Below are 25,393 nucleotides of genomic sequence, written 5' to 3'. Positions count from 1 at the left end.
CATCTCACCGAAAGGCCCGCCCGGACCGCCGGGCGGGCCTTTCGCTTTCCCCCCGCCACGGACGGCTTTCCCCTTCCGCGGGCGGCTTTCCCCCTTTTACGGGCAGCATGAATAAACCCCGGGAAATGTTCCCTCTTTGTATACGGCACCCGTGTTAATGCCGACCGCTCGGCATGTTTACGGCATGTTGCGAGTTCCTCACACGGTCCGCGCGGCCGGCGCCGTGGGCGAAACGCAGGCGGTGCCCGGCGCTCGCGCGCTCGGTGTGCAGCGCCGTGACGGACCGCGCGCGGTCGCCGTCGCCGCGCGCCACGGCGTCCACGATCGCGCCGTGCTCCGCCCAGTACTCGACGGGGTCGGCCGGCCCCTCGACGGCGTACATCCAGGCGATCTTGTGCCGCAGCTGGGTCAGTGCCGAGGTCAGCGCCGGACTGCCGGTGGCCTGGGCGAGCGTCTCGTGGAACCAGCCGCTCAGGGAGCGCAGGTCGTCGCTGTTGCCCTGGCGGGCGCGTTCCTGACCCAGCCGGACCAGGCCGCGCAGCACCTTCAGATGGGCCTCGGTGCGGCGCTGGGCCGCGCGGGAGGCGCCGAGGGGCTCGAGGAGCACGCGCATCTCCAGCAGGTCGGCGGCCTCCTGCTCGGTGGGTTCCGCGACGCACGCGCCCGCGTGCCGCCGGGTCACCACGAATCCCTCGGCCTCCAGCGTGCGCAGCGCCTCCCGGACGGGGACGCGGGAGACACCGTAACGGCGGGCGAGCACTTCCTCGGTGAGCCGGCCGCCGCGCTCGTGGACACCCGCGACGATGTCGTCCCGGATCGCCGTGCACACCGAGTGCGCGGGAATACGCATGACGAACCTCCGGCTTAATCCCCGTGAAACGTCGACGATTGACGTGTGTTCCGTGACTCTATTGCAATCGGCGGGAATTCACGACGGCGGACCGGAATCCATGCATATTTTTTGGACAGGCGAGGCGGCGACGCCCGGAAACACCGATGCCCCGGCTCGGGGAGCCGGGGCATCGGGAAGCGAGCGGGTCAGAGGTTCACGCCGTGCGCGCGGAGGTAGGCGACGGGGTCGAGGTCGGAGCCGTAGTCGGCGCCCGTGCGGGCCTCGAAGTGCAGGTGCGCGCCCGTGACGTTGCCGGTGGCGCCGGAGAGGCCGATCTGCTGCCCGGCGGTGACCTGCTGGCCCACCGAGACGCCGATGGACGACAGGTGGCCGTACTGGGTGTACGTGCCGTCGTGCATCTTGATGACGACCTGGTTGCCGTACGAGCCGCCCCAGCCGGCCTCGACGACGGTACCGACGCCGACCGACTGGACGGGGGTGCCGCTCGCGGCGTGGAAGTCGACACCGGTGTGGCTGCCGGAGGACCACAGCGAGCTGCCGGCCTGGTAGCCGGTCGAGACGTACGAGCCGGGGATCGGGGAGACGAAGGTGTTGAGGCGCTCGCGCTCGGCCTCCCGCGCGGCGCGCTCCTTCTCCGCGCGGGCCTCCTCGGCCTCCTTGGCGGCCTTCTCGCGCGCGGCCTCCTCGGCGGCCTTGCGCGCGGCGGCCTCGGCCGCCTCCCGGGCGGCCTCGTGCTGGGCGGCCGCCTGGGCGTCGATCCGGGCGGCGACCTCGTCGCCGAGGGTGACGACGGGCGTGAGGCCGGTCTGTGCGGCAGCGGGCTCGGCGGCGAGCGCGGGGGCCGCGAGGGAGCCGACGACGCCGGTGGTGGTGAGCGCCGCGGCGCCCGCCACGCGGGCGGTGCCGCGCTGCGTCCGGCCGGGACGACGGTGCTTGCCCGGGGCGCGGGTGAACGCCATGTACAGGCTGGTCCTTTCCTTCCCTCTCGCCTACCGGGTTAGCTGACGGGTTCGGAGCAGGAAGGTCTCCTACGGGCCCCCTCGCGACACGCGCGGGCGTCCGATTCACCCCAGGGACTGCGGTGGGTCCCCGGCTCCCCCGGCTCGCGCCATAGGGGGACTCGGCGATGGCTGTCCGGTGCCGCGGATGCGGCGCACTGCCCGACGAACAGCCCGGACGAAACTAAGCGGGCCGTCTCCCGGTCCTCAAACGAATCCCGGGTTTTGTAGCGCATGCCACAGGCCAGACAGGCAACTTCCGCCCCGTTTCGGGCATAAGCGGGCCCTGGTGACTTTCGTGTCACCAGGGCCCGCCGCGCGCGTGCGTTCTCGCGGTCCGCTACTCGGCCGTCACGACGGTGACTTCACCGATGCCGAGGGCCTCGACGGGCGCCTTGATCTGCGCCGCGTCACCGACGAGGACGGTCACCAGGCGGTCCACCGGGAAGGCGTTCACGACGGCCGCGGTGGCCTCCACGGTGCCGGTCGCGGCCAACTGCCGGTACAGGTCGGCCTGGTAGTGGTCGGGCAGGTGCTGCTCGACCTGGTCGGCCAGGGTGCTCGCGACGGCCGCGGCGGTCTCGTACTTGAGCGGCGCCACGCCCACGAGGTTCTGCACCGCGACATCGCGCTCGTCGTCGGTGAGCCCCTCCGCGGCGAGCGTGCGCAGCACCGTCCACAGGTCCTCGAGAGCGGGGCCGGTGTTCGGCGTGTCCACGGAGCCGCTGATGGCCAGCATCGCCGCACCCGTGCCGTCCGGGGCGGACCTGAGGACCTGTCCGAACGCCCGTACGCCGTAGGTGTAGCCCTTCTCCTCGCGCAGCACACGGTCCAGGCGGGAGGTGAGGGTGCCGCCGAGGCAGTACGTGCCGAGCACCTGCGCGGGCCACACCCGGTCGTGCCGGTCCGCGCCGATACGGCCGATCAGCAGCTGCGTCTGCACGGCGCCGGGACGGTCCACGATCACGACGCGCCCGGTGTCGTCGGCGACCACCGGCGGGACGGGCCGCGGCTGCGCCGGGGAGCCGGTCCAGGCGCCCAGCGTGTCGCCGAGCAGCGCGTCCAGGTCGATACCGGTGAGGTCGCCGACGACCACGGCGGTCGCCGTGGCGGGACGGACGTGCTTCTCGTAGAAGGCGCGTACGGCCGCGGAGTCGATGCCGGCGACCGTCTCCTCGGTGCCCTGGCGCGGACGCGACATACGGGCACTCGCCGGGAACAGCTCCTTGGAGAGCTCCTTGGCGGCGCGGCGGGAGGGGTTGGCCAGCTCGTGCGGGATCTCGTCGAGGCGGTTGCGGACCAGCCGCTCGACCTCGCTGTCGGCGAACGCGGGCGCCCGGAGCGCGTCGGCGAGCAGCCCGAGCCCCTTGGTGAGCCGGGAGGCCGGGACCTCCAGGCTGAGGCGGACGCCGGGGTGGTCGGCGTGCGCGTCCAGGGTGGCGCCGCAGCGCTCCAGCTCGGCGGCGAACTCCTCGGCGGAGTGCTTGTCGGTGCCCTCGGAGAAGGCCCGCGCCATGATCGTGGCGACACCGTCGAGGCCGGCCGGCTCGGCCTCCAGGGGCGCGTCGAGGAGCACCTCGACGGCGACGACCTGCTGGCCGGGGCGGTGGCAGCGCAGCACGGTCAGGCCGTTGTCGAGCGTGCCGCGCTCGGGGGCCGGGAAGGCCCAGGGCTTGGCGTCGCCGGCCTGCGGCTGCGGGTGGAAGTCCATCGTGGCGAGCTCGGTCACTTCGCCGCCTCCTCGTTCTCGTCGGTGCCGGCGGCTGCGGCGGCTTCCTCGGTGTCCTCGGCGTCCTCGGCTTCCGGGGCGACGGGCTCGTAGACGAGCACCGCGCGGTTGTCGGGGCGCAGGCGGGCCTCGGCGACCTCCCGCACCTCCTCCGCCGTCACCTCCAGGACGCGCTGTACGGCGGTCAGGGCGAGCTGCGGGTCGCCGAACAGGACGGCGTACCGGCACAGTTCGTCGGCGCGGCCGGCGACCGTGCCGAGCCGGTCCAGCCACTCGCGCTCCAGCTGGGCCTGCGCGCGCTCCATCTCCTCCGCCGTGGGGCCCTCCTCGGCGAACCGGGCGAGCTCCTCGTCGATGGCGGTCTCGATGACCGGCACCTCCACGTCGCCGGACGTCTTCACGTCCAGCCAGCCCAGGGAGGGCGCCCCGGCCAGCCGCAGCAGCCCGAAGCCGGCGGCCACGGCCGTGCGGTCGCGCCGTACCAGCCGGTTGTAGAGCCGCGAGGACTCGCCGCCGCCGAGGACGGTGAGCGCCAGGTCGGCGGCGTCGCACGCGCGCGTGCCGTCCTCCGGCAGCCGGTAGGCGGCCATCAGCGCACGCGCGGGGACCTCCTCCTCGACGATCTCGCGGAGCTGCCCGCCGATGACGTCGGGCAGCGAGCCGTCGCGCGGGGCGGGCTTGCCGTCGTGGGCCGGGATGGAGCCGAAGTACTTCTCGATCCAGGCGAGCGTCCGCTCCGGGTCGATGTCGCCGACGACGGAGAGCACGGCGTTGTTCGGCGCGTAGTACGTGCGGAAGAACTGGCGGGCGTCCTCCAGGGTGGCCGCGTCCAGGTCCGCCATCGAGCCGATGGGAGTGTGGTGGTACGGGTGGCCCTCCGGGTAGGCGAGGGCGGTCAGCTTCTCGAAGGCGGTGCCGTAGGGGACGTTGTCGTAGCGCTGGCGGCGCTCGTTCTTGACGACGTCCCGCTGGTTCTCCATGGACTCGTCGTCCAGGGCGGTCAGCAGGGAGCCCATGCGGTCGGCCTCCAGCCAGAGGGCGAGCTCCAGCTGGTGGGCGGGCATGGTCTCGAAGTAGTTGGTGCGCTCGAAGCTGGTGGTGCCGTTGAGGGAGCCGCCGGCGCCCTGGACCAGCTCGAAGTGACCGTTGCCCTTCACCTGGGCGGAGCCCTGGAACATCAGGTGCTCGAAAAGGTGAGCCAGACCCGTACGTCCCTTGACTTCATGACGTGAACCCACGTCGTACCAGAGGCACACCGCGGCGACCGGGGTCAGGTGGTCCTCGGAGAGCACCACGCGCAGGCCGTTGGCCAGGCGGTGTTCGGTCGCTGTCAGCCCGCCGGAGCCTGCCTGGGCTGTGGCCGTGTGACCCATGGGCATGTACGTCCCTTCGATCGCGGAGGCGGTCGTCGACACCGCCGTTTCTGCCGGTCCTGCCACTGTATGCAAGCGCGCGGACCCCCGACGAAGTTCCCGGCGGGGGCGGGCTACGCCGAGAGCGAGAATGCCGGCGCACGACCGCGGGCAGTCGTGCCTCCCCCAGTGCCTCAAGGGCCTGGGAGGTACCCCCAGGGCGGCACGGGTGGGCGATGGGGGTACCTCCCGCTCGAGCGAAGTCGAGAGTGGGGGAGGCACTCCGCAAGCGCCGGGCAGCGCAAACACCCCTCGGCCCACGTCGTCCCGGTCACCGGGAACCCCGCGCGGAAACGCACCGCACACGCGCCGTACCCTGCCCTCCCCAGGGCCCTCACAACCGGGTCCTGGTCCCGTCTGTCAGTGCGACGGTCCACAATGGTCCGCGTCAGATCCCGTCCACAACGCTTCAGCAAGGAGCCGGCAGCGATGGCCCGCCGCAGCACGAAGACCCCGCCGCCCGACGACTCGTACGAGGAGAAGATCCTCGACATCGACGTCGTCGACGAGATGCAGGGCTCCTTCCTCGAGTACGCGTACTCGGTCATCTACTCCCGCGCCCTGCCGGACGCGCGCGACGGCCTCAAGCCGGTGCACCGCCGCATCGTCTACCAGATGAACGAGATGGGCCTGCGGCCCGAGCGCGGTTACGTGAAGTGCGCCCGTGTCGTCGGCGAGGTCATGGGCAAGCTGCACCCCCACGGCGACGCGTCGATCTACGACGCCCTGGTGCGCATGGCCCAGCCGTTCTCGATGCGCGTCCCCCTGGTCGACGGCCACGGCAACTTCGGCTCGCTGGGCAACGACGACCCGCCCGCCGCCATGCGGTACACCGAGTGCCGGATGGCCGAGGCCACCAGCCTGATGACCGAGTCCATCGACGAGGACACGGTCGACTTCGCGCCCAACTACGACGGGCAGGAGCAGGAGCCGGTGGCGCTGCCCGCCGCCTTCCCGAACCTGCTGGTGAACGGCGCGTCGGGCATCGCCGTCGGCATGGCCACCAACATGCCGCCGCACAACCTGCGCGAGGTCGTCGCGGCCGCGCGGCACCTGATCAGGTATCCGAACGCCGACCTCGACGCCCTGATGAAGCACGTCCCGGGCCCCGACCTGCCCACCGGCGGCCGGATCGTCGGCCTGTCCGGCGTGCGGGACGCCTACGAGAAGGGCCGCGGCACGTTCAAGATCCGCGCGACGGTCACCGTGGAGGACGTGACAGCCCGCCGCAAGGGCCTCGTCGTCACCGAGCTGCCGTTCACGGTCGGCCCGGAGAAGGTGATCGGCAAGATCAAGGACCTGGTCGGTTCGAAGAAGCTCCAGGGCATCGCCGACGTCAAGGACCTCACCGACCGCGAGCACGGTCTGCGGCTGGTCATCGAGATCAAGAACGGCTTCGTGCCGGAAGCGGTCCTGGAGCAGCTCTACAAGCTGACGCCGATGGAGGAGTCCTTCGGCATCAACAACGTGGCGCTGGTGGACGGCCAGCCGCTCACCCTGGGCCTCAAGGAACTCCTGGAGGTCTATCTCGATCACCGCTTCGACGTCGTGCGCCGGCGTTCGGAGTTCCGCCGCGGCAAGCGGCGCGACCGCCTTCACCTGGTGGAGGGCCTGCTCACGGCCCTGGTGGACATCGACGAGGTCATCCGCCTCATCCGCTCCAGCGAGAACTCCGCGCAGGCCAAGCAGCGCCTGATGGAGCGGTTCTCCCTCAGCGACATCCAGACCCAGTACATCCTGGACACGCCGCTGCGCCGCCTCACCAAGTACGACCGGATCGAGCTGGAGGCCGAGCAGGACCGGCTGAACGCGGAGATCGAGGAGCTGACCCGGATCCTGGACTCGGACGCGGAGCTGCGCAAGCTGGTCTCCGCGGAACTGGCCGCGGTGGCGAAGAAGTTCGGCAACGACCGCCGTACGCTGCTGCTGGAGTCGGCCGGCACCCCGGCCGCCGCCGTACCGCTGCAGGTGGCGGACGACCCGTGCCGGGTGCTGCTGTCCTCCACGGGCCTGCTCGCCCGTACGGCGGACAACGAGCCGCTCGCCGACGACGGCAAGCGGGTCAAGCACGACGTGATCGTCTCGGCGGTGCCGGCGACGGCCCGCGGTGAGATCGGCGTCGTCACCTCGTCCGGCCGGCTGCTCCGGCTGAACGTGATCGACCTGCCGCAGCTCCCGCAGGCGATGCCGACGCCGAACCTCTCGGGCGGGGCGCCCCTGGCCGAGTTCGTGTCCCTGGGGGACGACGAGCAGGTGGTGTGCCTGACCACGCTCGACGAGTCGTCGCCGGGCCTGGCACTCGGCACGGAACAGGGAATCGTCAAGCGCGTGGTGCCCGACTACCCCTCCAGCAAGGAGGAGCTGGAGGTCATCACGCTCAAGGAGGGCGACCGGATCGTCGGCGCGGTCGAGCTGCGCACGGGCGAGGAGGACCTGGTCTTCATCAGCGACGACGCGCAGCTGCTGCGCTACCCGGCCGCGCAGGTCCGGCCGCAGGGCCGTCCCGCGGGCGGCATGGCGGGCATCAAGCTCACCGAGGGGGCGAAGGTCATCTCCTTCACGGCGGTCGATCCGGCCGCGGACGCGGTGGTATTCACGGTCGCGGGTTCGCGGGGCACGCTGGACGACTCGGTCCAGACGACGGCCAAGCTGACTCCGTTCGACCAGTACCCGCGCAAGGGCCGGGCCACCGGCGGCGTGCGCTGCCAGCGGTTCCTGAAGGGCGAGGACTGCCTGGCCTTCGCCTGGGCGGGCCCGCTCCCGGCCCGTGCCGCGCAGAAGAACGGCACGGCGGTGGCCCTCCCGGAGCCCGACCCGCGCCGTGACGGCTCGGGCGTCTCCCTGCCGAAGACGGTGTCGGTGGTGGCGGGCCCGGCCTAGGCCGCGGGCCCGGCCCAGGCCGCCGGGTCCTCCGCCGCCCCCGGCACATAGCGGAGAACGCCCCACATGCCGTGCTCGTCGGCGTGTGGGGCGCCGTCGCTCACGCACGCCTCCAGCTCCTCGCCGAGGGCGGTGGCGTCGATGCCCGAGCCGATGAGGACGAGCCGCGTGAGCCGCTCCTCACCGGCGGGCCAGGGCTCGGGACAGAACCGCAGGAACGGCCCCACGGCATGGACGGCGTACCGGTTGCGGGTGTCGTACGGCCCGAAGCCGACGTAGCCCTTGATCCGGTAGAGCCCTTCGGGCCGGCTGTCCAGGAACCGGATCAGCCGCCGTGGGTCCAGCGGGCGCTCCGAGACGAAGGAGACGCTGTCGTACGCGGCGTGCAGGTGCTCGGAGTGATCGGCGTGATCGGCATGGTGCAGATCGTCGAACGACAGCTGCCCGACGCGCTCCTCGCTCGGCCGGCAGTCGAAGAGGAGTTCGGGGTCGACCCGGCCGTGCGTGGCGGGGACGACGGCCGCGCGGTCGACGAGGGACCGGACCAGGGCCAGTACCCGCGCGGCGTCGGTGACCCGGTCCGTCTTGTTGACGACCACGAGGTCCGCGAGGGCGAGGTGCCGGTCGATCTCCGGGTGCCTGGCCCGGACGGCGTCGAACTCGGCGGCGTCCACGACCTCGACGAGTCCGCCGTACACGAGGTCCGGATGCTCGCTGGCGAGCACCATCCGCACGAGTTCCTGCGGTTCGGCGAGGCCGCTGGCCTCGATGACGATGACGTCGATCCCGGCGGAGGGGCGGGCGAGCCGCTCAAAGTACACGTCGAGTTCGCTGCCGTCCACGGCACAGCACAGACACCCGTTGCCCAGCGACACGGTCGAGTCACCGAGCGCCCCGGCGACGGCCATCGCGTCGATCTCGACGGCCCCGAAGTCGTTGACGACGGCACCGATGCGGCTGCCGCCGCTGCGGTGGAGAAGGTGGTTGAGCAGGGTGGTCTTCCCCGAGCCGAGGAATCCGGCCAGGACGACCACCGGAATCTGCCGCCCGCTGCTCCGCTCCGACACACGACCCCTCTCACACCTGTGCGCACACCGGCTCGCTCACGGCGTGCGCACCCGAAAACCGGCTGACGCCCCAGGATACGGATCTACGGCCCGGTGCCGGCACTGAGACCGAACCATCCGTTTTGCCCTCGGGGGAGCGGGAAGTATCGGCCTGCCTACGAAGAGGGGGTACCAGTGGCACACCATGGCTTACGCCGTTCGGCGATTGCGCTCAGCGCATGGACCGCGGCCGCAGCGTTCTGCATCGTCATAGTGGGCGTGGCATCCGTAGTGATCAGCGGTTGGCTGGTCAGCGGGGTGGAGCGCACGAACGGGGACCTGCCGACGGCAGCCGAGCGCAGTGCCCTCGGCGACTACTTCGGAGGCGTAAATTCCGTCTTCTCCGGGCTCGCCCTCCTCATGCTGGTCATAGCCCTGTTCTTCCAGCAACGTGAGCTGCGGTCGCAGCGGGAGGAACTGGCCCTGCAACGGGAGGAACTCGTCGCTTCACGCGAGGAGCTGCGCAGGAGCGCGGAAGCAGATCTACGCGGGCTGCATGTGCAGCTCACGGAGATGGCGATGGCCGATCCCTCATTGGCCGAAGTGTGGAATGACCTGCCGAGGGCACCGGCGGGGACCCTTCGCCAGTACCTCTTCGCCAACCTGGCGTTCAGCCACTACGTCCTCATGCACAGCTGGGGCCATTTGTCCGAAGACGAGTTGCTGGTGTACGCGAACAGCCTGTTACGGAGTCCTGTGTTCCGTCAGTACTGGGAAGCCACGCGCTCCAGCAAAAGCGGCCTCCCGGCGGACAGCTCCGAGGGACGCGTGTTCCGCGTCTTCGAGCAGGCGATGACAGACCTGGAGTGAGGTGTCACCGCCCCGCAGAACCCACCCTTGGGCGTGAGCCGCAAGCCGCCCTGACGCAGAGGCACTGCCCATCGCGCCAGGTTGGACTCTTCCGCTTGGCCACGACTAGGCGTCCGGTATATCAGCTTTCGCCTTGATCAGGGTCTCCCGAGTGATCACGACGATGCGCTCGTAGTCGGCACGTGCGGCGTCCTCGGGCAGCTGGGAATCGAGCGAATCGGTGACATCCGTGCCGATGACGGCGAAGTTTCCGTCGGCCAAATCGAAGAGGTCGGGACACGTCCCACCACTCACGCTGCCTCGGTGACGTGGAGCGACGCCGAGGCGGCGGATGATCTGACTCACTGTTCAATTTCCTTTGTCTCAAGGCACAAGCGCGCCTGCGCCCGCTGCCGCGCGATGCGCGAGGGCAGTCTCTCTCACATCCAAGCCCTGGTGAGCGCGGCACGCAGGTGACCGGATCCGGTCACAGCCCTCGGACGCGGCACGTGCGGCATTCCTATCACCCGGACGTGTTCACACACTCCGACTCCGGGGAATCCTCCCCAAGAGTGACAAGTAAGCGAAGAATCGATGATCAGCCTCGTTCAAGGCAATTGTCACCCTTGGGCCGTGCGCGCCCACGGACACGGCCGGTCCACGACGTACGGGCGGGCCGACAAGCCACGCGCGAGGAAGTCAGGTTAGGCTCACCTTTGTGAGTAGCACGTGCTCGAACGTCTCCCGTGAGCTCGACGAGCCGGTCGCGGGAACCGCCGCCACCGCGCGGACCTGGCTGCTGCTGGAGCAGCCCGGTCCCTGGGGTGCCAAGGCGCTCACCTCCAGCCACCTCGACCCCGCGCTGGGCCGTGCCCTGGAGGCCGCCGCGCGGGGTACCGGCGTGCGGATCGCGCTCATCAGGCGGCCCGGACGGCACGCGGACCGCCGGACGCCCGCCGCGCGCCGGGTGTACGTGGCCCACACCGTTCCCGGAAACGTGTGGCTGTACGCCGCCACCACCACGGACCCCGGACGCCTGCTCGGCCTCGACTTCGCCGCGCTCGGCAGGGGCGAGCCGGAGTCCCTCGCGACCGCGCTCGGCGGACGGCCCCATGAGGGCGCCCCCCTCGCCCTCGTCTGCACCAACGGCAGACGCGACCGCTGCTGCGCCCTCCTCGGGCGGCCCCTGGCCGCCGAACTCGCCGCCTCCGGGGCCGAGGGTGTCTGGGAGGTCACCCACCTGGGCGGTCACCGCTTCTCCCCCACGGTGCTCGTGCTGCCGTACGGCTACGCGTACGGGCGGGCCGAGGCGCACGCCGTCAAGGAGGTGCTGCACGGTGCCCGGGACGGCCGGATCGTTGTCGAGGGATGCCGGGGAGGTTCCGCCTGGGAGCGGCCCGGTCAGGCGGCCGAGCTGGCCGTCCGGCGCGCGGTGGGCGAGTACGCCGCCGAGGCCCTGAGCGTCGTACGGACGGACGGTGCGGCGCCCCGATGGGAAGTGACCGTCGCCCACGGGGACGGGCGCCGGTGGCTGGTGGAGGTCGCCCGGGGCGCATCCCTGCCGCCCCGTCCGGAGAGCTGCGGGTCGGCGCTCGGCTCGCCCGCGCGGATGGACGTCGTGGGCGTCCGCGAGGTGACCCTGGCGGCGCTGGCGGGCTGACCGCCCCCACTCGCGGAGAGCGGAGACACGGGCCCGGGAGATCCCCGCCACACCCCCGCGTCGCCCCGCGCCCGTCCACGTACCGTCATGGGTATGAGCCCCACTCCCCCCGCACGCCGCCTGCGCCTCCGCCTGCCGCGGCGGGTGTTCTCACAGGTCCTGCTGATGCAGCTGGCGATCGCCGCGGGAGTCACGGTGTTGGCCACCGGGCTGTTCCTCGCGCCGCTCGGCGACCAGCTGGACGACCAGGCGATGCGCCGCGCGCTCGCGATCGCGCAGACCACCGCCCAGCAGCCGCAGCTGGCGCGGGACCTGCGCGGCACGGCGCCGTCCCCGGACGGGCCGGTGCAGCGGGAGGCGGAACGGATCCGGAAGGCCACCGGTGCCGAGTACATCGTGGTGCTGGACGCGCGAGGCGTGCGCTGGTCGCACACCGATCCGGAGCGGATCGGCGGCCTGGTGTCGACCGACCCCGGTGAGGCGCTGGCCGGACATGACGTCATGGAGATCGACGACGGCACCCTGGGGCGCTCCGCGCGGGGCAAGGTTCCGCTGCGGGACGACGACGGGAAGATCGTCGGGGCGGTCTCCGTCGGCATCGCCTACGACAGCGTCCGGGCCCGGCTGATCCACGCCATCCCGGGACTGTTCGCGTACGCCGGCGGTGCCCTGGCCGTGGGCGCGCTCGCGGCCTGGCTGATCTCCCGACGGGTGCAGCGGCAGACCCGGGACCTGGCCTTCTCGGACATCGCGGCGCTGCTCGCGGAGCGTGAGGCGATGCTGCACGGCATCCGGGAGGGCGTCGTCGCCCTGGACCGCGCCGGCCGCGTCCGCCTGCTGAACGACGAGGCGCAGCGCCTGCTGGGGATCGGTGAGGAGGCCGTCGGCCACTCCCCCGACCTGGCGCTCGGCCCGGGACGCACCGCCGATGTGCTGGCCGGACGGGTGACCGGTACCGATCTGCTCACCGTCCGCGGCCGGCGGGTGCTGGTCGCCAACCGGATGCCGACGGACGACGGCGGCGCCGTGGCCACCCTGCGCGACCGCACGGAGCTGGACCGGCTCGGCCGGGAACTGGACTCCACGCGGGGACTGATCGACGCGCTGCGCGCCCAGGACCACGAGCACGCCAACCGCATGCACACCCTGCTGGGGCTGCTGGAGCTGGAGATGTACGACGACGCCGTGGAGTTCGTCGGCGAGGTGGTCGGTGATCACCGGGCCACGTCGGAACAGGTCACCGAGAAGATCCGGGACCCGCTGCTCGCGGCGCTGCTGGTGGGCAAGGCGACGGTCGCGGCCGAGCGCGGCGTGGCGCTGTGGGTGTCGGACGGGACCCGGCTCCCGGACCGGCTGATCGACCCCCGGGGGCTCGTCACCGTCGTCGGGAATCTGGTGGACAACGCCCTGGACGCCGTCGCCGGCGCTCCGCACGCGCGCGTGGAGGTCGAACTGCGCGCCGAGGGCCGTACGGCGGTGCTCGTGGTACGCGACACCGGGCCCGGGATTCCGCCGGAGCACCGCGAGTCGATCTTCACCGAGGGCTGGTCCACTAAGGAGCCGCCGGCCCACCGCGAGCGGGGCATCGGGCTGTCGCTGGTGCGCCGGCTCGCCGAGCGGCAGGGGGGCAGCGCGGACGTGGGCGAGGCGCCCGGCGGGGGCGCGGAGTTCACCGTCGTGCTGCCCGAGGCCCTGACCGAGCCGGGCGCGGAACCCGCGCTCAGCGGGGCGTCCGCCCCGGGGAGCACCGAGGAGGAGTCGGAATGATCGAGGTCCTGGTCGTGGACGACGACGTGCGGGTCGCGCGGGTCAACGCCGCGTACGTCGAGAAGATGCCCGGCTTCCGTGTCGCCGGTCAGGCGCACAGCGCGGCCGAGGCGCTCGGCCGGCTGGAGACACTGCCCCGGCTGGATCTCGTCCTCCTGGACCACTATCTGCCCGACGAGACGGGGCTCGAGGTGGTGCGGAAGATGCGCCGGCGCGGACACCAGACCGACGTGATCATGGTGACGGCGGCCCGTGACGTGTCCACGGTGCAGGCGGCGATGCGCCAGGGCGCTCTGCAGTACCTGGTCAAGCCGTTCGCCTTCGCCGGGCTGCGCGCCAAGCTGGAGGCGTACGCGGAGCTGCGCCGCACCCTCGACGGCGGGGGTGAGGCGGAGCAGGCGGAGGTGGACCGCATCTTCGGCGCGCTGTCGGCGTCGTCCGAACCGCAGCTGCCCAAGGGGCACTCCCCCACCACCGCGGAGCTCGTACGGCAGTCCCTGATGAACGCGGGCGGCCCGCTGTCGGCCCAGGAGATCGCCGAACGCACGGGGGTGAGCCGCCAGACCGCCCAGCGCTATCTGAAGCTCCTGGAGCGCACGGGACGGGCCACGCTGACCCTGAAGTACGGCGACGCGGGCCGCCCGGAACACCGTTACGCGTGGGCGACCCGCGCCTGAGGACACGGTCCGTGGGGCGGACAGGGACCTTCCGCGGACGGCGGCGCCGTCCGTCTCCGCCGGGCGGCCTACGCGGCCCCCGCACCGGTCAGTGAGCGCACCTCGGTCTCCGCGTGCTTGGCCTCGTCGGGCACCTCGGGCGAGGTGAGCGTGCCGAGCCAGCCCGCGAGGAAGCCCAGCGGGACGGAGACCAGACCGGGGTTCTGCAGCGGGAAGAGCTGGAAGTCGGCGTCCGGGAAGAGGGACGCGGGGCTGCCCGACACCACGGGGGACAGCAGCACCAGCACCACGGCCGGGACCAGGCCTCCGTACACGGCCCACACGGCACCGCGGGTGGTGAAGCCGCGCCAGAACAGCGAGTACAGCAGCACGGGCAGGTTCGCGGACGCGGCCACGGCGAAGGCGAGGCCCACCAGGAACGCGACGTTGAGGTCACGGGCCAGCAGGCCGAGGCCGATCGCGACCAGGCCGACGCCGACCGAGGCGACGCGGGCGACGGCCACCTCGCTGCGCGGCTTCCCGCGCCGGCGGCGCAGGGAGGCGTACAGGTCGTGCGCGACGGACGCCGAGGAGGCGAGCGTGATCCCGGCGACCACGGCGAGGATCGTGGCGAAGGCGACCGCGGCGACGACCGCGAACAGGATCGTTCCCCCGGTGGAGCCGGCGCCACCGCCCAGGTCGAGGGCGAGCAGGGGCACCGCCGTGTTCCCGGACGCGCTCGAGGCGCGCACGGTGTCCGGTCCGATGAGGGCGGCGGCGCCGAAGCCGAGCACGATCGTCATCAGGTAGAAACCACCGATGAGGCCGATCGCCCAGACGACCGACCGCCGCGCCGCCCGCGCGGTGGGGACGGTGTAGAAACGGGACAGGATGTGCGGCAGCCCGGCCGTGCCGAGCACCAGCGCGAGACCGAGGCTGATGAAGTCGAACCGCGCGGTCCAGTCCGCGCCGTAGGCGAGCCCGGGCGCCAGGAACGCCTTCCCGTGACCACTGCGTTCGGCGGCGGTGAGGAGCAGCCGGTTGACGTCGCCGTGGAACCGCAGCAGGACGAGGACGGTCAGCGCGACGGTGCCGCCGAGCAGCAGGACCGCCTTGACGATCTGGATCCAGGTGGTGGCCCGCATCCCTCCCAACGACACGTAGACGACCATGAGGACGCCGACGCCTACGACGGTCCAGGCGCGGGCCGCCTCGCCCGTGCCGCCGAGCAGCAGCGCGACCAGGCTGCCCGCGCCCACCATCTGCGCCACCAGGTACAGAACGGACACGGTGACCGAGGAGGTTCCCGCCGCGATCCGCACCGGCCGCTCCCGCATGCGCGCGGCGACCACGTCGGCGAGTGTGAACCGGCCGCAGTTGCGCACCAGTTCCGCGACCAGGAACAGGACCACCAGCCAGGCCACCAGGAAACCCACCGAGTAGAGCATCCCGTCGTAGCCGACGAGCGCGATGAGTCCGGAGATGCCGAGGAAGGACGCGGCCGACATGTAGTCGCCCGCGAGGGCAAAACCATTTTCCATCGGGGAGAAGCCCCGGCCGCCCACGTAGAACTCCTCCGCCGAGCCCTGCCGGTGGCGGCTCACCCAGGTCGTGATGCCCAGGGTCACCGCGACGAACGCGCCGAACAGCAGCAGCGCCGGCACCTGGTGATCGCCCGTCATGCCGCACCGCCTCTCCCGCGCGCCAGCTCCTGGGCGTCCCAGCGCAGTTCCAGCGCCGCCCGGTCCCGGCGCAGCCGCGCGTGGCGGACGTAGGCCCAGGTGAGCAGGAAGGTGGTCAGGAACTGGCCGAGCCCGGCGAGCATGCCCAGGTTCACGGCGCCCGCGACGGGCCGTGCCATCAGTCCCGGTGCGGTCGTGGCGGTCACGACGTACGCCACGTACCAGGTGAGGAAGGCGGTGACCGCCGGGGCCACGAACCGCCGGTAGCGGCTGCGCACCTCCTGGAAGGCCGCGCTGCGCTGTATTTCGAGATAGACGTCGGCCCCGTCCGCGCGGCGGGTCGGTGGTACCGCCTCCGCCGGCCCGGCCGACTCGCCCCAGCCCGAGGCCAGGGCGTCGTACCAGGGATCGTCGTACCTCACGTCCCCCGAGTTGCTTCGCTGCATGCCCAAGGATGGACAGAACGGGAAGATCCCCGACTCTTCTTCCCGTTCTGTTTCACCCCATCAGGTGACTGGTCCGTGCGTGCGTCCCACGTGCCCGTCAGGGCCTGTCCGGCGGATCACGCCGGGGACGCGGGGCCTGGCACGCCCTCCCTCACGGCCCGAAAGGGCGTGGGAGAGCCCCCAGCGGTGTCACCGTCGGTCACCGACTCCTCGTGCTCGGTTTCTCTCCGGCTCTCGGCCGCTCCCTCCCGCCCGGCTTCGCCCGGGCGGGAGGGCTCCCCTGCGCGGGAACCCCGTCGCCCCGTTCACCCGGGCCGCAAGGCGCCGCCGGTTTCCTCCGGCCGGGTCCGCCGGACAGGCTCTACGCGTCGATGCGCGAGCGGTCCAGGGTCGCCGCGGAGCTGGAGATGAACTCCTTGCGCGGGGCGACGTCGTTGCCCATGAGGAGGTCGAAGACCTGCTCGGCGGCCTCCAGGTCGGTGAGGTTGATCCGGCGCAGGGTGCGGTGACGCGGGTCCATGGTGGTCTCGGCCAGCTGGTCGGCGTCCATCTCGCCGAGGCCCTTGTAGCGCTGGATCGAGTCCTTGTAGCGGATGTTCTTGCTCTGGAACTCCATGAGCTTGTCGCGCAGTTCCCGGTCCGAGTACGTGTAGACGTACTTGTCCTGGCCCTTCTTGGGCTGGATCAGCTCGATGCGGTGCAGCGGCGGCACCGCGGCGAACACCCGGCCGGACTCGACCATGGGCCGCATGTAGCGGTGGAACAGGGTCAGCAGCAGGGTGCGGATGTGGGAGCCGTCGACATCGGCGTCGGTCATCATGATGATCTTGCCGTAACGGGCCGTGTCGATGTCGAAGGTGCGGCCCGAGCCCGCCCCTATGACCTGGATGATCGCGCCGCACTCGGCGTTCTTCAGCATGTCCGTCACGGACGACTTCTGCACGTTGAGGATCTTGCCGCGGATCGGCAGCAGTGCCTGGAACTCGGAGTTCCGGGCGAGCTTGGCCGTGCCGAGCGCGGAGTCGCCCTCGACGATGAACAGCTCGCTGCGGTCGACGTCGTCGCTGCGGCAGTCGGCGAGCTTGGCGGGCAGCGAGGAGGACTCCAGGGCCGTCTTGCGGCGCTGCGCGTCCTTGTGCTGGCGGGCCGCGATGCGGGTCCGGGCCGCGGCGACGGCCTTCTCCATGACGACGCGGGCCTGCTGGGCGTCGTCACGCTTGGTGGAGGTCAGGAACGCCTTGAGTTCCTTGGAGATCACGTTGTTCACGATGCGGCGGGCCGCCGAGGTGCCGAGGACCTCCTTGGTCTGGCCCTCGAACTGCGGCTCGGCCAGACGGACCGTGACCACCGCGGTGAGGCCCTCGAGGGCGTCGTCCTTGACGATGTCGTCCTCGGCCACGCGCAGCAGCTTCTTGGCGCGCAGCACCTCGTTCATCGTCTTGGCGACGGCCTGCTCGAAGCCGGCGACATGGGTGCCGCCCTTGGGGGTGGCGATGATGTTGACGAACGACCTGAGCGTGGTGTCGTAGCCGGTCCCCCAGCGCATCGCGACGTCGACGCCGAGCTCGCGGGTGACCTCGGTGGGCGTCATCTGGCCGTGCTCGTCGAGGACCGGGACGGTCTCCTTGAAGGTGCCCTGTCCGGTGAAGCGGAGGGTGTCGCAGATGGGCCGGTCGGAGGCCAGGAACTCGCAGAACTCACTGATGCCGCCGTCGAAACGGAACGACTCCTCGCCCTTGCTGCCGCCCTCGCCGAGCCCGAGCTCGTCGCGGACGACGATGGTCAGGCCGGGGACCAGGAACGCGGTCTGGCGGGCGCGCTGGTGCAGCGTGTCCAGGGCGAGCTTGGCGTCCTTGAGGAAGATCTGGCGGTCGGCCCAGTAGCGCACGCGCGTGCCGCTGCGGGTCTTGGGGATCTTCTTGGCCTTGCGCAGTCCGCTCCCGGCCTCGAACTTCGCGTCCGGGCCCGCGGCGGCGAAGACTCCGGGGACACCGCGCCGGAAGCTGATCGCGTGGGTGTGCCCGCCGCGGTCCACCTCGACGTCCAGCCGCGCGGAGAGCGCGTTGACGACGGAGGCGCCGACACCGTGCAGACCGCCGGAGGCGGCGTACGAGCCGCCGCCGAACTTGCCGCCGGCGTGCAGCTTGGTCATGACGACCTCGACGCCGGAGAGGCCGGTCTTGGGTTCGACGTCGACCGGGATGCCCCGGCCGTTGTCCCGGACCTCCACCGAGCCGTCGTCGTGGAGGACCACGTCGATGTGGTCGCAGTAGCCTCCGAGGGCTTCGTCCACGGAGTTGTCGATGATCTCCCAGAGGCAGTGCATCAGGCCGCGGCTGTCGGTCGACCCGATGTACATTCCGGGGCGCTTCCGCACGGCCTCGAGCCCCTCGAGGACGAGCAGGTGCCGCGCGGTGTAGTTGGAACCGTCCCGGTCTGCTCCTGCCAGCAGCGCTGTGGACGGCACGGACGTCTCGGCGGTCACGCGGTTCGCTCCTCGCTGAATTTCAGATGCGGCCCTTGTGGGTAAGGGCGCGGCTTCAGTCACCGGTGAGAGGGTACCGAGGCCTGGTAGAGCCGTTGTACCGCCACCCTCGCTTCAGCCCACCCTAGTCCAGAGTCGCATGCGTGTTCGATCCCTCGATGGAGTGAAGCACACATCACGTTCCCTTCGAGGCATGAACCATTTAGGCTCCGGGCACGTCCTCATGAACAACCGGCAACCCAGCCGGGAGGGCCGACCACCGATACGAACGCGAATCCGTACGACACATCAGACACGCACTACGGCACATTCGCCGCCAACCGGCAACAGCCACCCACCTCGGAAAATTTTTTCGAGGAGAAGCCACGAGCGGGAACGTTTTGGGGCTGGTTGGATGTTGACCCTGGTACGACAGCTCGTCGAGCTAGAGAAGAGGCGACGTGACTACTGTTCTGACCCCCGCGAGCCCCCTGACGGCCGCCGATCGCTGCGACCGCTGCGGCGCCCAGGCATACCTGCGCGTCGTCCTGCTGAGCGGTGGAGAACTGCTCTTCTGCGCCCACCACGGCCGCAAGTTCGAGCCGGAACTCAAGAAGATCGCCGCTGAGATACAGGACGAGACGGAGCGGCTCACCACCCCTCCGGTGACCGCTCCCGACGAGGAGCGCTGACAGAGCTCCGACACTTCGCGTCCGACGACGAGCAGCCCGGCACAGGCCGGTGAGCGGGCGGCTGCCTCCCTTCAGGAGGCAGCCGCCCGTCTCGTACCCCCGCCCGCCGGGAACCGCTCAGCGGCCCCGCCCTGTCCCCTCCCGGCCGTCCTCAGCCCTGCGGCCGTCCAAGGGTCCGCAGGATGTCGGAGACACGCGTGTACACCCCGGGACTGCCCTCCCAGCCGCACCCCGTCCCCCAGGAGACGAGGCCTATCAGCCGTCCCTGGGCCACCAGCGGCCCTCCGCTGTCCCCCTGACAGGCGTCCCGGCCTCCCCGCACCTCTCCCGCGCACAGCATCGTCCCGGCGCGGTAGGCGCCCTCGGAACCGCCCGGATACGCCTTCTCGCACAGCGCGTCGGGCTGCACCCGCACGCGTGCCGCGTGCAGGCTGCCGGCATAGGCCCCGGACCCCGTGGTGTCCCCCCACCCGTAGACGGTGGCCGCGGTACCCGCCCGGTACGCGGGATCGCCGGCCCCGGCCATGGCTATCACCGAGCTCGAGGGCAGCGGCTCGGCCAGACTGAGCACGGCGTAGTCGCCGGAGTTGGTGACACCGTCGTAGTCCGGGTTCACCCAGGTGTCGCGTACGGCGATCTCCTGACCGCGGTCCGAGAGCAGTTCCGTACGCCCTGTGATCACTCTGAGGTCGTCCACGCGTCCCGGGGGTGCCCCCAGCACCTCCTCGTCCATGCAGTGGGCCGCGGTGAGCACGGTGGTCCGGCCGACCGCCACACCCCCGCAGAACTGTCCCGCCCGCGTATCTCCGAACCGGTCGCGGCTGGACAGCGCCACTGTCCACGGCCCCTCTGAGACATCGACGGGGAAGCCGCCGACGACGATGCTGTCGGCGGCTGCCGGCACGGCCGAGGCCAGTGGTATGACGGTCGCGGCGGCCGCGAGGGCCAGCGGCCGGGCCAGGGCCCGGGCAAGACGACGTCGCATGCGCGCTCCTCACACTGGGGTGTTCCTTAACCACCCACAGTGATGGACCCCGTCCGAGCCCGCACCCGCGCGGCAACGCGAAGGCCCGGCTCCCCAGGACGGGAAACCGGGCCTGACGCGGACCGGCGCACGACGGTGCGCCGTGGCGGGCGGACCTGCCTAGTCGAGGTAGTCGCGCAGCACCTGGGAGCGCGACGGGTGGCGCAGCTTCGACATGGTCTTGGACTCGATCTGGCGGATGCGCTCGCGCGTGACGCCGTACACCTTGCCGATCTCGTCGAGGGTCTTCGGCTGACCGTCGGTGAGACCGAAGCGCATGGAGACGACACCCGCCTCGCGCTCGGACAGGGTGTCCAGGACGGAGTGCAGCTGCTCCTGCAGCAGCGTGAAGCTGACCGCGTCGGCCGGGACGACCGCCTCGGAGTCCTCGATGAGGTCACCGAACTCGCTGTCGCCGTCCTCGCCCAGCGGGGTGTGCAGGGAGATGGGCTCGCGGCCGTACTTCTGGACCTCGATGACCTTCTCGGGGGTCATGTCGAGTTCCTTGGCCAGCTCCTCCGGGGTGGGCTCGCGGCCCAGGTCCTGGAGCATCTGGCGCTGCACGCGTGCCAGCTTGTTGATGACCTCGACCATGTGCACCGGGATACGGATGGTGCGCGCCTGGTCGGCCATCGCGCGGGTGATCGCCTGGCGGATCCACCAGGTGGCGTACGTGGAGAACTTGTAGCCCTTGGTGTAGTCGAACTTCTCCACCGCGCGGATCAGACCGAGGTTGCCCTCCTGGATGAGGTCCAGGAAGAGCATGCCGCGGCCGGTGTAGCGCTTGGCCAGGGAGACCACCAGACGGAGGTTGGCCTCCAGCAGGTGGTTCTTGGCGCGGCGGCCGTCCTCGGCGATGATCTCCAGCTCGCGCTTGAGCTTGGGCGCCAGCTTGTCGGAGTTGGCCAGCTTGTCCTCGGCGAACAGGCCCGCCTCGATGCGCTTGGCGAGCTCGACCTCCTGCTCGGCGTTGAGCAGGGGGACCTTGCCGATCTGCTTGAGGTAGTCCTTGACCGGGTCGGCGGTGGCACCGGCGGCGGCGACCTGCTGGGCGGGCGCGTCGTCCTCGTCCTCGTCGGAGAGCACGAAGCCGGCGTTCTCGGTGCCCTCGGGCTCCTCCGCGGCCTTGGTGTCCTCGAGGACCTCCTCGTCGCCCAGCTCGGCGTCGTCCTTCTTGGCCGTGGTCTTCTTGGCGGCCGTCTTCTTGGCGGTGGTCTTCTTGACGGCCGCCTTCTTCGCGGTCGTCTTCTTGGCAGCCGCCTTCCTGGCGGGTGCCTCCTCCTCGGCGGCGGGGTCGGCGGCGGGCGCCGCCGGAGTCGCGGTGACGGTGGCCTTCCGGGTGGTCACCGTCTTGGCGGCGACCGTCTTGGTGGCGGTGCGCTTGGCGGGACTCTTCGCTGCGACGCTCTTGCGGGTGCGCTTGGGCTCTGCGGCACTGACCATCAGCGTCACACCCTCTTCCTCGAGGATCTGGTTGAGGCTGCGCAGTACGTTCTTCCACTGAGTGGCCGGAATCTGGTCAGCTTCGAAGGCCCGACGCACGTCATCGCCGGCGATCTGCCCCTCAGCCTTTCCCCGCTCAATGAGCGCCATGACAGAGACGGACTCGGCGATCTCCGGCGGGAGCGTACGGGATGTGCTGGCCGACACGAACAACCTCTCGGAACGTTGGAAAACGGCTTCCGGCCCCGTCCACAGTGGACAGGAGCCGACCGCCGGCTTGGGGATGGGCCGACGGCGCGGGCGGGGGCCGGGGAGGATGCACAGCGCCATGAACGGCGTCCGTATTCCCTCCGCGGCTGTCACCTCTTAGGTCATCGCGTTCTCCCCAGGAGCGTTACGCCCAATCCGCGTGGCCCGAGTCACACCCCGTAAGCGCACATAATCGGTCAAACAATCGCGAAAGCGTTCACTCAGGGGCGAGGAGGTCACCCCTTCGAGTCTGCCACGCCGTTCTGGGCATCGGACCCCGCGGGATCGCCGGCGATCCCGCGGGGTCCGACGGGGGACGGCTCATCGGTGGGGCGCTGCCACAGGAGGGGGATGGCATGCCGGACCGCGCCGTCCGCGGAACGCGGTCAGTGCTCGCGCGGAGCGGGCACCACGCGTTCCACCTCTGGATGGACCGTGAGCAGTTGCCGCATGGCTGCCTCGGCCGCCGCGCCGTCGCCACCGGCGAGGGCGTCGACGATCCGGCCGTGCTGCGCCAGGGACGTCTCGTTCGGCCGCTCGCAGCCCGTGGCCGGGCCGCCCGAGACCTGCAGCGCGGCGGACACGATCCCGGAGAGGTGTTCCAGCATCCGGTTGCCGGCGACCTGGATGAGCAGGGAGTGGAACTCCGCGTCGGCACGGGCGAAGGTCAGGGCGTCGCCCTGCCCCATGGCGTGACCCATGATCTCGACCATGTCGGTCAGACGCTGCTGGACGTCCTCCCGCCCGTGGCCGGCCGCCAGGAAGGCGGCGAGCGGCTCGATCGTCCAGCGCAGCTCGCTGAGCTCACGGCGCTGGTCGTCGCGCTGCGGCCCGAAGGCCCGCCACTCGATGATGTCCGGGTCGAGGAGGTTCCAGTCGCTGACGGGGCGCACGCGCGTGCCGACGTTCGGCCTGGCGCTGACCAGCCCCTTGGCCTCCAGGACGCGGAGCGACTCGCGGACGACGGTGCGGGAGACCTCGAAGCGCTGGCCGATCTCCTCCGGCACCAGCGGACGGTCGGCGCCCAGGTCCCCGGAAACGATCATCTGACCCAACTGCTGGACGAGTTGGCCGTGCAGCCCCCGACCGCGGCTGCCCGCGGCCCGTCGGCCCACACGGCCCAGCTCCGGGTCCGCGCCGTCCCAGGCGGGGGCCCCGACGCGGTCGACGGCGGGCGTCTCGGCGTAGGGGTAGCGGTCGAGTCCGCCCGGACTCGCGAGGCCGGAGTCTGCGGAGCGGGCGGCGGTCATCATGGTGTGCGCAAGGGTACTCACGCATCCTTTGTCGGCTCCGCTTCCAACTCCCTTGAGGTCTTTGGTGAAAAGCACACGAAAGGGTGATCGCTCACCCCGTCGCAATTGACGCCTTATCGGAAAGAAATGGGCTTTCTGCGGGGAGTTGTGGGCAGGGGTGGATCGACTCGTTCATGGACGGTCGTTATCGGACTCTGCTCCGCAGACCGGTGAGCACGTACGCGCACAGCAGCGCCGCCAGCGACAACGTCAGCGCACCGCCGACGGGTTGGGCGACCAGGCGCAGGACCGCGTCCAGATGATGTCCGCCTCCGAAGGGCCACCGGAGCGGCACACCGTCCCGCAGCCGCGACGCGAGCGGGACCGGGGTGCGCGCCGCGGGCCCTTCCGTCACCTTGTGCACGAGCGGCACGACGAGAAGGGGTACGGCGACGACGGCGGCGAGACCGGCGGTGGTGGACCGGAACACGCCCGCGGCCAGCACGCCGGCGCAGGCGCATCCGGTCACCAGGCCGAGCCAGCCCGCACTCAGCGGCAGCCAGTCGGCGGGAACCCCGACGGCCTCCCGGCCGTAGACGAGGTACAGCAGTTCGGCGTCGCACCCGACGGTCAGGACGGCCAGCACCAGCGCGGTGGCCGAGGCCACGAGGAGTTTGGCGGTCAGCAGCCCCAGCCGCCGGGGCACGGTGCCGCGGTCCGCCGCCAGCGCGGGGTGGCGGAACTCGTCGCCGAAGGCCAGCGCGCCGAGCAGTCCCGCGCCGAGCGCCGCAGGCGGCAGCGGCAGCTCCCTCGGCCACGCGGCCAGCAGGCGCGGCTGCGGGGTGTGTCCGGCCCGCGCCAGCAGTACGGCGGTGAGCGCGGACACGACGAGCACGGCCGCCCCGACGAAGAACCCCGTGCCGACACCCGTGGCGCGGCGGATCTCGTAGCGCAGGGGGCGAAGGGGCCTGGGGGCGGGGCGGACGGAGACGGAAGGGGGAAGCCCGGCAGCGGCGTCGCGCGCGCGGGCGGCCCGGCGCCGGCGGGCCCCGGGAGCCGGGCGGGCCTCCTCGGCGGCGGATTCCCCCGGATCCCGCCGGGGCGGGGACGCGGGCGCGGGGGCACCTTCACCGGCCGAAGCGCCGGGGACCGGGCGGGCCTCCCCGGCAGCGAATCCCCCCGGGTCCCGCCGCGACGAGGACACAGACGCGGGAGAGCCCTCACCAGCCGAAGCGCCGGGGCTGGGATCCGGATCGCGTGCCGTGTCGTCCGCGGGCCCGGGTTCCCCGGCGTCCCGGACCGCGGTGCCGGCCGGGGTCGCCCGCTCGCCCGGCGCCGGTTCGCCCGCCCCGGCGCCGGGGCCCATGTCCCCGGTCTCGTCCGCCAGTTGGTGCACGACGATGCCGTGCCGGAACGCGACCTCGCCGACGTCCGCGCAGGTACTGCCGTAGACATAGAGGCGGTTGCCGCCCTCGTGCACGGCCTCCACGGACCGCCGGGTGGCGCGGGCCTCCTGCGCGAGCAGGGCGGAGAGGCGGGCGGCGTGCGGGCTGCGGACGGCGACACGGGGACGCAGCCGGGTCCGCGAGAAGTCCGCCGCCGCCTGGTCGGCGACGACTCTTCCGCGTTCCAGGGTGACCACGTGGTCCGCGATCCGCGCGGCCTCCTTCGGGTCGGCCGTCGTGCACAGCACCGTGCCGCCCTGGGCCGCGTACGCCCGGAGTGTCCCGTACAACCAGCGGCTCTCGGTGGCGGAGAGACCGCGCGCGGGCTCGTCGAGCACGAGGGTGTGCGGGTCCGGCAGCAGTGCGCAGGCCAGTCCCAGGCGGCGGTCCATGCCGCGCGACAGGATGCCCAGGCGTTCGTCGCGCAGGCTCACGAGCCCCGCCGTCTCGAGGACTTCGTCGGCCCGGCGGACCGGGACGCCCGTGGCGGCGCACAGCATGCGCAGGTGTCCGCGGACGGTGCGGGCGGGATGGCCCGGCACATCGCCGAGCAGCACGCCGACTTCGCGGGCGGGGTGGGGGATGCGGTGCAGCGGGCGGCCCCTGAAGTAGGTGATGCCCCGGCCGCGTTGGAGTTCGAGCATGAGCCGCAGCGCCGTCGTCTTGCCGGCGCCCGGCGCTCCGAGCAACGCGGTGACGCGACCCGCGTGCGCCTCGAGGGAGACGTCGTCGACGGCGGGCGGAAGCTCTTTGCGGGGGCTGCTGGTCAGTCCGGTGGCCTGGATCACCCGATGCAAGATAGCGCGCCATATCGGATTTTCCGGGCATCTGGCGGCCGGTCGGCGAAGGAGGAAGGACTCTGCTCC

General features: G+C 71.6%; 19 protein-coding genes and 1 riboswitch. Of the genes, 6 read left to right on the top strand and 13 right to left on the bottom strand.

Going from position 1 to position 25,393, the window contains the following annotated elements; genetic code table 11:
• Positions 1 to 154: 154 nt before the first annotated feature.
• The 4 genes from IH50_RS0116795 to IH50_RS0116780 all read right to left on the bottom strand — a co-directional run bounded on the left by IH50_RS0116795 (position 155) and on the right by IH50_RS0116780 (position 4,959).
• Positions 155 to 850 carry a GntR family transcriptional regulator gene (locus IH50_RS0116795; protein WP_030862121.1) on the bottom strand — a complete coding sequence of 232 codons (696 nt, stop codon included), beginning with the start codon at positions 848 to 850 and terminating at the stop codon, positions 155 to 157.
• Between the two features lie 188 nt (positions 851 to 1,038).
• On the bottom strand, positions 1,039 to 1,812 hold the full coding sequence (locus IH50_RS0116790) for a M23 family metallopeptidase (RefSeq protein WP_030862119.1): 774 nt from the start codon (positions 1,810 to 1,812) through the stop codon (positions 1,039 to 1,041).
• Between the two features lie 12 nt (positions 1,813 to 1,824).
• Positions 1,825 to 1,989: riboswitch (cyclic di-AMP (ydaO/yuaA leader) on the bottom strand.
• A gap of 202 nt (positions 1,990 to 2,191) precedes the next feature.
• On the bottom strand, positions 2,192 to 3,580 hold the full coding sequence (locus IH50_RS0116785) for a M16 family metallopeptidase (RefSeq protein ID WP_030862117.1): 1,389 nt from the start codon (positions 3,578 to 3,580) through the stop codon (positions 2,192 to 2,194).
• Positions 3,577 to 4,959, bottom strand: coding sequence for a M16 family metallopeptidase (locus IH50_RS0116780; protein WP_030862115.1), 1,383 nt, complete (start codon positions 4,957 to 4,959; stop codon positions 3,577 to 3,579). Before IH50_RS0116780 ends, IH50_RS0116785 begins: the two co-directional genes overlap by 4 nt.
• Positions 4,960 to 5,421: 462 nt before the next feature.
• Here IH50_RS0116780 and IH50_RS0116775 point away from each other — a divergent pair, with 462 nt between their 5' ends.
• Positions 5,422 to 7,872, top strand: coding sequence for a DNA gyrase/topoisomerase IV subunit A (locus tag IH50_RS0116775; protein ID WP_030862113.1), 2,451 nt, complete (start codon positions 5,422 to 5,424; stop codon positions 7,870 to 7,872).
• Here IH50_RS0116775 and IH50_RS0116770 read toward each other — a convergent pair.
• A complete protein-coding gene (locus IH50_RS0116770) occupies positions 7,869 to 8,939 on the bottom strand; it encodes a CobW family GTP-binding protein (RefSeq protein ID WP_030862111.1) in 1,071 nt (356 codons plus the stop codon). The two genes, IH50_RS0116775 and IH50_RS0116770, sit on opposite strands and share 4 nt — an antisense overlap.
• A gap of 174 nt (positions 8,940 to 9,113) precedes the next feature.
• On the opposite strand from IH50_RS0116770, the gene IH50_RS0116765 reads away from it, so the two are divergent.
• Entirely contained in the window at positions 9,114 to 9,788 is a 675-nt protein-coding gene (locus IH50_RS0116765; RefSeq protein ID WP_234328179.1) for a DUF6082 family protein, read from the top strand.
• 105 nt (positions 9,789 to 9,893) lie between these two features.
• On the opposite strand, the gene IH50_RS0116760 is transcribed toward IH50_RS0116765, so the two are convergent.
• The gene (locus tag IH50_RS0116760) at positions 9,894 to 10,133 is read right to left on the bottom strand and encodes a hypothetical protein (RefSeq protein WP_030862105.1); all 240 of its coding nucleotides are present in this window, start codon (positions 10,131 to 10,133) and stop codon (positions 9,894 to 9,896) included.
• Positions 10,134 to 10,485: 352 nt separating this feature from the next.
• Between IH50_RS0116760 and IH50_RS0116755 the strand changes: the two genes are divergently transcribed.
• The 3 genes from IH50_RS0116755 (at position 10,486) to IH50_RS0116745 (ending at position 13,871) form a co-directional block, all read left to right on the top strand.
• On the top strand, positions 10,486 to 11,427 hold the full coding sequence (locus tag IH50_RS0116755; RefSeq protein ID WP_030862102.1) for a sucrase ferredoxin: 942 nt from the start codon (positions 10,486 to 10,488) through the stop codon (positions 11,425 to 11,427).
• 93 nt (positions 11,428 to 11,520) lie between these two features.
• Positions 11,521 to 13,194, top strand: coding sequence for a sensor histidine kinase (locus tag IH50_RS0116750; RefSeq protein WP_030862100.1), 1,674 nt, complete (start codon positions 11,521 to 11,523; stop codon positions 13,192 to 13,194).
• Positions 13,191 to 13,871, top strand: a complete 681-nt coding sequence (locus IH50_RS0116745) for a response regulator (RefSeq protein WP_030862097.1) — start codon at positions 13,191 to 13,193, stop codon at positions 13,869 to 13,871. The genes IH50_RS0116750 and IH50_RS0116745 overlap by 4 nt, the downstream gene beginning before the upstream one ends.
• A 68-nt stretch (positions 13,872 to 13,939) precedes the next feature.
• On the opposite strand, the gene IH50_RS0116740 is transcribed toward IH50_RS0116745, so the two are convergent.
• The 3 genes from IH50_RS0116740 to IH50_RS0116730 form a co-directional block, all read right to left on the bottom strand.
• Positions 13,940 to 15,532 carry a cation acetate symporter gene (locus IH50_RS0116740; RefSeq protein ID WP_030862094.1) on the bottom strand — a complete coding sequence of 531 codons (1,593 nt, stop codon included), beginning with the start codon at positions 15,530 to 15,532 and terminating at the stop codon, positions 13,940 to 13,942.
• Positions 15,529 to 15,978, bottom strand: a complete 450-nt coding sequence (locus IH50_RS0116735; protein WP_030862090.1) for a DUF485 domain-containing protein — start codon at positions 15,976 to 15,978, stop codon at positions 15,529 to 15,531. The genes IH50_RS0116740 and IH50_RS0116735 overlap by 4 nt, the downstream gene beginning before the upstream one ends.
• A gap of 361 nt (positions 15,979 to 16,339) precedes the next feature.
• Positions 16,340 to 18,463: a DNA gyrase/topoisomerase IV subunit B gene (locus IH50_RS0116730; RefSeq protein ID WP_030862087.1), complete on the bottom strand. Its 2,124-nt coding sequence runs from the start codon at positions 18,461 to 18,463 to the stop codon at positions 16,340 to 16,342.
• Between the two features lie 440 nt (positions 18,464 to 18,903).
• Between IH50_RS0116730 and IH50_RS0116725 the strand changes: the two genes are divergently transcribed.
• Entirely contained in the window at positions 18,904 to 19,134 is a 231-nt protein-coding gene (locus IH50_RS0116725) for a DUF7455 domain-containing protein (RefSeq protein ID WP_030862085.1), read from the top strand.
• A gap of 151 nt (positions 19,135 to 19,285) precedes the next feature.
• Here IH50_RS0116725 and IH50_RS0116720 read toward each other — a convergent pair whose 3' ends face one another.
• The 4 genes from IH50_RS0116720 to IH50_RS0116705 form a co-directional block, all read right to left on the bottom strand.
• Positions 19,286 to 20,119 carry a S1 family peptidase gene (locus IH50_RS0116720; protein ID WP_030862082.1) on the bottom strand — a complete coding sequence of 278 codons (834 nt, stop codon included), beginning with the start codon at positions 20,117 to 20,119 and terminating at the stop codon, positions 19,286 to 19,288.
• A 159-nt stretch (positions 20,120 to 20,278) separates the two neighbouring features.
• Positions 20,279 to 21,808, bottom strand: a complete 1,530-nt coding sequence (locus tag IH50_RS0116715) for an RNA polymerase sigma factor (RefSeq protein WP_030862079.1) — start codon at positions 21,806 to 21,808, stop codon at positions 20,279 to 20,281.
• A gap of 428 nt (positions 21,809 to 22,236) precedes the next feature.
• Complete coding sequence (locus IH50_RS0116710) at positions 22,237 to 23,124, bottom strand: FadR/GntR family transcriptional regulator (RefSeq protein ID WP_030862076.1); 888 nt, start codon at positions 23,122 to 23,124, stop codon at positions 22,237 to 22,239.
• A gap of 163 nt (positions 23,125 to 23,287) precedes the next feature.
• The gene (locus tag IH50_RS0116705; RefSeq protein ID WP_030862074.1) at positions 23,288 to 25,315 is read right to left on the bottom strand and encodes an ATP-binding cassette domain-containing protein; all 2,028 of its coding nucleotides are present in this window, start codon (positions 25,313 to 25,315) and stop codon (positions 23,288 to 23,290) included.
• Positions 25,316 to 25,393: the final 78 nt, after the last annotated feature.

Source organism: Streptomyces sp. NRRL S-37 (assembly GCF_000721605.1).
Lineage (GTDB): Bacteria > Actinomycetota > Actinomycetes > Streptomycetales > Streptomycetaceae > Streptomyces.
The sequence above is the reverse complement of the archived record's forward strand: the minus strand, read 5'-3'. Positions and strand labels throughout refer to the sequence as shown.

Excerpts from the sequence above, each read along its gene's own strand:
- IH50_RS0116795 (WP_030862121.1), bottom strand. The coding sequence starts at position 850 with ATGCGTATTCCCGCGCACTCGGTGTGCACGGCGATCCGGGACGACATC.
- IH50_RS0116790 (WP_030862119.1), bottom strand. The coding sequence starts at position 1,812 with ATGGCGTTCACCCGCGCCCCGGGCAAGCACCGTCGTCCCGGCCGGACG.
- IH50_RS0116780 (WP_030862115.1), bottom strand. The coding sequence starts at position 4,959 with ATGCCCATGGGTCACACGGCCACAGCCCAGGCAGGCTCCGGCGGGCTG.
- IH50_RS0116775 (WP_030862113.1), top strand. The coding sequence starts at position 5,422 with ATGGCCCGCCGCAGCACGAAGACCCCGCCGCCCGACGACTCGTACGAG.
- IH50_RS0116750 (WP_030862100.1), top strand. The coding sequence starts at position 11,521 with ATGAGCCCCACTCCCCCCGCACGCCGCCTGCGCCTCCGCCTGCCGCGG.
- IH50_RS0116745 (WP_030862097.1), top strand. The coding sequence starts at position 13,191 with ATGATCGAGGTCCTGGTCGTGGACGACGACGTGCGGGTCGCGCGGGTC.
- IH50_RS0116740 (WP_030862094.1), bottom strand. The coding sequence starts at position 15,532 with ATGACGGGCGATCACCAGGTGCCGGCGCTGCTGCTGTTCGGCGCGTTC.
- IH50_RS0116735 (WP_030862090.1), bottom strand. The coding sequence starts at position 15,978 with ATGCAGCGAAGCAACTCGGGGGACGTGAGGTACGACGATCCCTGGTAC.
- IH50_RS0116720 (WP_030862082.1), bottom strand. The coding sequence starts at position 20,119 with ATGCGACGTCGTCTTGCCCGGGCCCTGGCCCGGCCGCTGGCCCTCGCG.